The organism is Mesorhizobium sp. M4A.F.Ca.ET.020.02.1.1, from assembly GCF_004022645.1.
GTDB lineage: Bacteria > Pseudomonadota > Alphaproteobacteria > Rhizobiales > Rhizobiaceae > Mesorhizobium.
Genome location: NZ_RZOI01000251.1, coordinates 1 through 7,594, shown reverse-complemented (window position 1 = coordinate 7,594; position 7,594 = coordinate 1). Strand labels below are relative to the sequence as shown.

Below are 7,594 nucleotides of genomic sequence, written 5' to 3'. Positions count from 1 at the left end.
ATCGCGGAAAGGATTCGTCGGCAGGTATTTCAGCATCAGCCAGGCGGCGACGGCATTGACCACGGCAAGGCCGGCCAGCACGCCGGCGATCGAGACGCCAGCGCCTTGGATGGCGGCGACGATGCCGCCGCCGAGGGTCATGAAGCCGGCGCTGACGACATTCACCGCGGCGACGACACGGGCGCGCCGGTCCTCCGGCGCCCAGGCCTGCACGGCCGCGAAGGTGGGAACGACAAGGAAGGCACCGGCGATCGCCAGGCCGGCGAGATCAATGGCGACTCGGATGGTGTTCGGGCCAGAGAAGAAGGCGCTGAGCGTCTGCGCCTGGGCGGAGGCCTGAAGGCCCCACACGCTCCAGGCGAGGTCCAGCCCGAACACGGCCATCAGCGCGGTGCCGACAGGGGCGGGCAACAGCACCATGCGTCCCTGCGACATCCAGGCGGCGATGGCCGAGCCGATGGCGACGGCGACCGCGAAGACCGCCAGATAGGCGGTCACGGCGATCTCGGTGCCGCCGAGCGAATTCTTGACCAGGGTTGGCAGGATGGAAAGGACGATGGCGCCGACCAGCCAGAACCAGGACGCCATCAGCGCCGCCCGCCAGATGCGTTGGTTGGTGCGCAATTCGCTGACCAGACGCCAGGTAGAGCGCAGGACATTCTTGTCGATCACCAGGTTCGGCGCGGCCGCACCGGTCGCCGGGATGTAGCGGCTGACGAGCCAGCAGCCGACGGCAAGCGCCATCATGATCGGTCCGAACACCGCAACGCCGATGCCGTCGGCGGAGACGACGCCGCCGGCGATGGTGCCGCCGAGGATGGCGGCGAAGGTGGCCGACTCGATCCAGGCGTTGGCGCGCGGCAGTTCCTTGCGCTCGAGGTGATCGGGCAGGATGCCGTATTTGATCGGGCCGAACAGCGCCGAAATCACGCCGAACAGGAACAGCGCCGTGAGCAGCACCGGAATGGACGACAGCGCGATGCCGATTACGGCCAGCAAGGCGGCGCCGATCTCGACGAACTTCAGCCTGCGCGCCACGAAAGCCTTGTCGAAGCGGTCGGCGATCTCGCCGCCAAGCGCGGACAAGAGCAGGAAGGGGGCCATGAAAATGGCGCCGGCCAAGGTCACCAATGACGCCGCCTGGTCCGCGGCAAGGGTGAAGAGGATGAGGAACACCAGCGTGTTCTTCAGGAAGTTGTCGTTGAAGGCGGACAGGAACTGCGTCCAGAAGAGAGGCGCAAAGCGCCGCGACATCATCAGATGGGTGTTCATGGCAAGTTCCATTGGGCAAGGCCATCGAGCAATCCGAGATGGATCGGTCAGCGGTTGCTTGCGCGGTTTGAGCCTCGTTTTAAGCGGGAAGCCGGTTAAACTTCGTTACTGCGGTTGATATCCATCATCAGCTTTTCGGTCTTGGCGCCTTGCAGCCTGTTGATGAACCGGCCCGTTTCCTCCGCGTCACGCAGCGTCTTGGTGATGGCGATGGACGTTTTCCAGGCACTCGACTGGTTGGAAACATAGCTGTTGATGGCCATCGATATGATCCTTTCGTTTCAGGGTTAAGCCGGGTCGGCGCTGGCTGGTTTCAGGGCCGGATACAATCAGCAGGCTTCGTCATCCTCTTCGCCGCCCATTTTCCATGAACGATGTTCATAACGCAATATAGCACATTGTGAACGGCGTTCAAAAGAAAAGTGAACAACGTTCAAAGTTTCAAATGAAGGCGACAAGAGGGGGGCTTCGCCTGGTTCGGCGACCGCGACCAATGAGCGGCAGCCGCGAGTATGGCGAGTTCAGCCTCGCCGATGCGGGATGTCACGCCTCGCCGGTAGCCGTGCCGCAATCAGGCGCGCCGCCGTGACCGCAGCCTCGCCCTGTTTGGCCGCGACCGCATCGTCGACGCGGGATACGGGGGACGCCACCGCCAGCGCGCCGATCGGTTGGCCGTCGGCGCCGAGGATCGCGGCGCCGATGCTGTGCACGCCTTCCTCATAGCCCTGCGAGCTACGCGAATAGCCGCTTGCGGCGGCAAAAGCGATGGCTTTGGCCAGCGTGTCCGGTCCTGTCACCGTATGCGCGGTGAAGGCCTGCAAGGGCTTCTCCAGATAGGCGCTGACCACTTGCAGCCGCGACGCGGCGAGGAAGGCGATGCCGGAGGCCGTGCCGTGCAGTGGCAGGATCTGGCCGACGTCGACATTGACGCGGTTGGCCTTCGCCGACAGTTCGACATGCACGGTGAGCAGCGCGCCAGCGCTGAACTCCGACAGATGCACGGTCTCGCCGGTTTCGAGCGACAGCTCCCGCGCCACCGGCGCCGCCACGCGCACGAAAGGGAAATGCGCGTCGCGGATGCGGGCCAGCCGCGACAGGCCGGCGCCCAGCCGGTAGCGGCGGCTTTGCGGCTCCTGCTCGATCAGCCGATGGTTGGCGAGCGCCATCAGCAAACGCCGGGCTGTCGCCTTGTCGAGGCCGGCCTTGCGGGCGAGGTCGGACAGCCCGATCTCCGGCTCGTCGAGCGTGAACAGCTCCAGCAGCGAGACCGCCTTGCCCACCGTGCTCATGATGCATTCTCCAAGATAGTTCGCATGTGAATTAACTTGACAGCAGCCGAGGTAGCCTGCAGTTTGTCTATAACATGCAAAACGATGGTTCAAATAGTGAACCGACAAGAAAATCATCTTGTGCCCAACTGACGGCACACAAGGGAGGCTTCGCCCCGTGACGGCTGCCAAAAACGCTTTGCATTCAAAGACAACCGGCGACCTGCTCGACCGCGAGCAACAGCGCTTCCTCGAAACCCACCCGCGCTCGGCGGCGGCGTGGGAAGAGGGCAAGAGGCATTTCCTCTATGGCGGTCCCTCGCACTGGATGCGCCGCTGGGCCGGCGGTTTCCCGGTCTATGCGGCGTCGGCCAGCGGCGCCCACATAAGCGACATCGACGGCCACGACTATGTCGACTTCGCCCTTGGCGACACCGGCGGCATGTGCGGCCATGCGCCGGAGGCGGTCACCCGCGCCGCCCTTCGCCAGTTGCGGAACGGCACCACGATGATGCTGCCGACCGAGGACAGCCTCTGGGTCGGCGCAGAGCTTACGCGCCGCTTCGGCCTGCCTTACTGGACGCTCACCACCTCGGCCACCGACGCCAATCGCGGCGCCATCCGCATTGCCCGCATAATCACCGGCCGCGACAAGGTGCTGGTCTTCTCCGGCTGCTATCACGGCGGCGTCGAGGAGGCGCATGTCGAGATCCGCGACGGCCGCGTCGGCCTGCGCAACACGATCCATCCCAACGGCGTCGACCATTCCGCCGTCTCCAGGGTTGTCGAGTTCAACGACGTCGCGGCGCTGGAGGAGGCGCTTTCAGCTGGCGACGTCGCCTGCGTGCTGACCGAGCCGCTGATGACCAATTTCGGCATGATTCCGGTCGCCGACGGGTTTCACCAGGCGCTGCGCGAGATCACCCGCCGCACCGGCACGGTGCTGATCATCGACGAGACCCACACCATCTCCAGCGGGCCGGGCGGCTACACCGCTCAGCACGGGCTGGAGCCGGATATGCTGGTTGCCGGCAAGGCGATTGCCGGCGGCATCCCGGCCGGCGTCTTCGGCGTCTCGCGGGAGATCGCCGAGCGGTTGTGGGCGATCGTGCCGATGGTCAATCCGCGCGTGCGCCAGTCGGCGCATCTCGGCATCGGCGGCACGCTCGCCGGCAATGCGCTGACCGTCGCCACCATGCGCGCGGTGCTGGAGGAGGTGCTGACCCCCGCCAATTTCGAGGTCATGATCGCCAATGCCTCGCGCCTGGCCGAAGCCGCGCGCGGCATCATCAGCGCCAGCAGATTGCCCTGGCATGTGACGCAGGTCGGCGCCCGCGCCGAGATCATGTTCATGCCCGCACCGCCGACGAACGGCGCCGATGTCATTGCCGGCCGGCGCGGCGACCTCGAGACGCTGCTGCATGCCTTCTACATGAACGAGGGCATATTGGTGACGCCGTTCCACACCATGTTCCTGATGTGTCCGGCGACGTCGCCGGCCGACGTCGACCGCCACACGGAAGTCTTTGCCCGCTTCGTCGATCTCGTCCGCGGCGCGGGGGTCGTCTGAAGCCGACATTACCGGCCCAGCCTGATCAGGAAACCGAACGTTAGACAAGGAATTAACTTTGCGGAGGCTGGAGCTACACCAGCGCGCCGCAAACGGCTATCTATCGTCGCGGAATCATACTTCGGGGTCATGAGAGGCGCGGCTTGCAACTGGACCTGAAAACCATTGAAGCGCTTGCCCCTGACCAGGCCTCGCTCAGCGCCGCCTCGAAGCTGACCAAGCGGTCGAACTGGCCTCGGCTCGAGACAAATGAGCAACTGGGGCTCATCTGGGGCGAATGCCAGGGCTCGGGATCGAATCCCTACCGTGTAGCATTCGATACCGGCGACCATGGCTACAAATGCACCTGTCCGTCGCGGAAATTCCCGTGCAAGCACATACTGGGGCTGATGTGGATCGGCGCCACCGCGCCGGCCAGCTTCGATCGCGTCGAGCAGACGCCGGATTGGGTCAACGACTGGCTCGGCCGGCGCCGCCGGCCCGGGCAGCCAGCGACGCAGGCGGCGGCAAACTCGGAAGGCAAAAGCATCGACGAGGCATCGCGGCCCGAGCAGAGCGCTCCGGTCGAAGATGCCGTGGCCGCTGAACGCCGCGAGGCGGCACAGCGCAAGCGGGCCGAGGACACGCGAAGCGCCGTGGCGGCAGCGCTGGACGAGCTCGATCAATGGATAGCCGACCAGCTCCGGCTCGGCCTTGCCGGGTTCGTCGATGCCTGCAGCGAGCGCTGCCGCCGCATTGCAGCCCGGCTGGTCGACCTCAAGGCCACAGCGCTTGCCGGCCGCGTCGACGAGTTGCCGGCGCGGTTGATGGCGCTGCGCGGCGAGGAGAAGCCGGATGCCGCGATCCGCGAGCTCGGCAAGCTGGTGATGCTCGCCAAGGCTTGGCGCGCCACGCCCGATGATCCCGAGCTGAAACGACTTGTGTCGACATCTGAGACGCGCGAGCAGGTCCTCGCCAACCCCGACGCCGTTCAGGTCGAGAGCGATTGGGAGGTGCTCGGCGAGAAGATAGAAACCCGCCGCGACGGGCTTGTCAGCCATGCGACATGGCTGCTCGATCTGAAGAGCCCGGCGCCGCGATTTGCCGTTCTGCTCGATTTCTTCCCGGCTTCGGCCGGGCGCCGGTCCGGCGCCTTCGCGCCGGGAGATCGCTTCAAGGCCAAGCTCGTATTCTATCCATCGCGCAATCCGCTACGGGCGCTGGTCGTGGAACGGCTCGGTGATTCGGCACCAGGCGCTTGGCCAGCCTTCGGCTCGGACGCAGCCGGCGATCCGCTTGCCGCCTATGCCGCCTTCCAGGACGGCGCGCCATGGCTGTCGGATTGCCCGGTCATCCTGCCTGCCGGCGCGATCGCGCTGGACGAGAAGGAAGGCGCCTGGTGGCAGGCTGCGGGCGATCCGCACGGCATTGCCCTGCCTGTCGCGGGATCGGTCAACCAGACATTGCTCGGCCTCGAGCTTGCAGCCACGGCGGCGCTCTGGAACGGCGCCAGGCTCGAGCTTCTTGCGTCGCAGAGCAATATGGGGAGGCTCGATCTGTCGTGAACGAACTCGAGCAGGCAGGGCTGGCAAGGTTGCGCGACGGCTGGATTTCCGGCGGCGCCGCTTTCGAACTTGCCCCTGCCGAATGGAAGGAAGTGGCGGCTGCGGCCAGCCCGGACGAGCAGCAGAGGCGGCTGCTGGCCATTGCCGCGCAGGCGCTCGATGTCGCGCTTCGGCCGGCGGCGGCGAAAACCTTGAAACGCCGTCCGCCGCTGCCGGTGCTGGCCATGCCGACGCTCCCGGAACGGCTGCGGCCGTTGCTGCGTGCTGCATTGAAATATGCAGCCGAAGTGAGGCTCAAGACCCGCGTGGCCGCGCTCGTCGCCAGCCGCGGCTTCGTGCTGCATCCGATGGATTGGATGCCCGCTGCGTCGGATCAGGAAAGTCCCGAGGTCTATGCCCCTTGGGTCGACTGGCAGGCAGGCGCGGACGGTGAGAAACAGTCCCGGCGCGAGCAACTGACTGCGGAGACCTGGGATGATTTCTATCCCGCGGCGCGCCGTACCGCACTGATCGATTTGCGGCGCACCACACCTGCCTTGGCGCGAACGCTTATCGAGACCAAAGGGGCCAGCGAGCCGGCGGAGGTCAGGCTAGCGCTCGTCGAACTCATGCGCTTCGGCCTGGGTGCCGACGACGTGCCGTTCCTGAAGAGCCTGTCCGCCGATCGCTCGGGCAAGGTGCGCGAAATGGCCGGCCGGCTCCTGGCAAGGTTGGGAGAGCATGGCAATCCGGCTGATGGCGGGTCGGAAGATCCGACAGCCGAGCTTGCCGCTTTCATCGAGGAAGGTAAATCCGGCTTCATTCGCCGCCGCACCACCTACGCACCGACAAAACTCAAGTCGCCTGCGCAACAAGCCCGTCGCGCCGACTTGTTCGCATCCTGCTACCTCGGCGATCTTGTCGCTCGCTTCGGCAAGACAGAGCCTGAATTCATCGGCGCATGGCAATTCGGCGTCGATGACAATGCCGATCGTTTTCTCGTTCTAATGGTCTCGGTGTCCGGCAGCGATGCGGCGGTGGCCTGTTTGGCGGATATGCTTGTCGCCGAAGGCGGCAAGCTGGCGCTTCTCGTCCTCCAACTCATGTTGCGTTTGGACGGCGGCAGGAAGCGTCTCCTGATCAGTCAGATCCTGAATGACGCGCAGAATCTGCACGCGCTAAATCAGGTCGAAGGCGCCGAAGCAGGCTGGCTGGAATGGGGCGACCTCGCAAAAGGCAAGACGCTTTCGGCGCTGCGCTCCGCCGTCTCGGGCGACAACGACGTCATGAAACGAAGCGCTGAGCAGTATCTCGAGGCCATAGGCTTTCTCGCCACGGCGGCGACGGCGGAGAAATTGATCGGCGAGGTCGTCGCCGCCGGCCTGCCGCCCGCATCCCCATCGCTCGGCCTGCTGCGGATCAACGCGGCGCTGGCCGAAAAGCCTTCCCAATCCAACAGATGATCAACCCGGAGATGATCGCATGAACGCAGCCATCCGCCTTCCGGCCGAGCAGGTCTATGCCGCCGAACTGCAGGCGCTCGCGCGCGGCGACGACCGCCAGAAGCCCGCCGGCTGGAGCCTGTCGCCGAAGGCCGTGCTTACCTATCTGATGGGCGGCAAGGCGGACGACGGCACGGTGATTTCGCCGAAATATGTCGGCCGCCGGCAATTGATGGAAACGGCGGTGGCCACGCTCGCGACCGATCGCGCTCTGCTTTTGCTCGGCGTGCCGGGAACGGCGAAATCCTGGGTTTCGGAACATCTCGCCGGCGCCATCATGGGCAATTCCAAGCTGATCGTGCAGTGCACCGCCGGAACCGACGAGAACCAGATCCGCTACGGCTGGAACTATGCCCAGTTGCTGGCGAAGGGCCCGAGCCAGGAGGCGCTTGTGCCGACGCCGCTGTACCGCGCCATGCAGGAAGGCAAGCTCTGCCGCCTGGAAGAGCTGACGCGCAT

General features: G+C 65.4%; 7 protein-coding genes. 4 read left to right on the top strand and 3 right to left on the bottom strand.

Annotated features, from left to right (window positions below):
• The 3 genes from EN742_RS17020 to EN742_RS17015 form a co-directional block, all read right to left on the bottom strand.
• On the bottom strand, positions 1-1,272 hold a 1,272-nt coding region (locus tag EN742_RS17020), incomplete at its 3' end, for an MFS transporter (RefSeq protein WP_245492339.1).
• A gap of 95 nt (positions 1,273-1,367) precedes the next feature.
• The gene (locus tag EN742_RS38165) at positions 1,368-1,535 is read right to left on the bottom strand and encodes a hypothetical protein (RefSeq protein ID WP_189375389.1); all 168 of its coding nucleotides are present in this window, start codon (positions 1,533-1,535) and stop codon (positions 1,368-1,370) included.
• Between the two features lie 258 nt (positions 1,536-1,793).
• Entirely contained in the window at positions 1,794-2,561 is a 768-nt protein-coding gene (locus EN742_RS17015; protein ID WP_128333053.1) for an IclR family transcriptional regulator, read from the bottom strand.
• Positions 2,562-2,718: 157 nt separating this feature from the next.
• On the opposite strand from EN742_RS17015, the gene EN742_RS17010 reads away from it, so the two are divergent.
• The 4 genes from EN742_RS17010 to EN742_RS16995 all read left to right on the top strand — a co-directional run.
• Positions 2,719-4,110: a transaminase gene (locus EN742_RS17010; protein ID WP_245487720.1), complete on the top strand. Its 1,392-nt coding sequence runs from the start codon at positions 2,719-2,721 to the stop codon at positions 4,108-4,110.
• 143 nt (positions 4,111-4,253) lie between these two features.
• Positions 4,254-5,654 (top strand): SWIM zinc finger family protein, encoded by a 1,401-nt coding sequence (locus EN742_RS17005; protein ID WP_126056087.1) that lies wholly within the window; start codon positions 4,254-4,256, stop codon positions 5,652-5,654.
• A complete protein-coding gene (locus EN742_RS17000; RefSeq protein WP_128333052.1) occupies positions 5,651-7,096 on the top strand; it encodes a DUF5691 domain-containing protein in 1,446 nt (481 codons plus the stop codon). Before EN742_RS17005 ends, EN742_RS17000 begins: the two co-directional genes overlap by 4 nt.
• A gap of 19 nt (positions 7,097-7,115) precedes the next feature.
• On the top strand, positions 7,116-7,594 hold a 479-nt coding region (locus EN742_RS16995; RefSeq protein WP_148670131.1), incomplete at its 3' end, for an AAA family ATPase.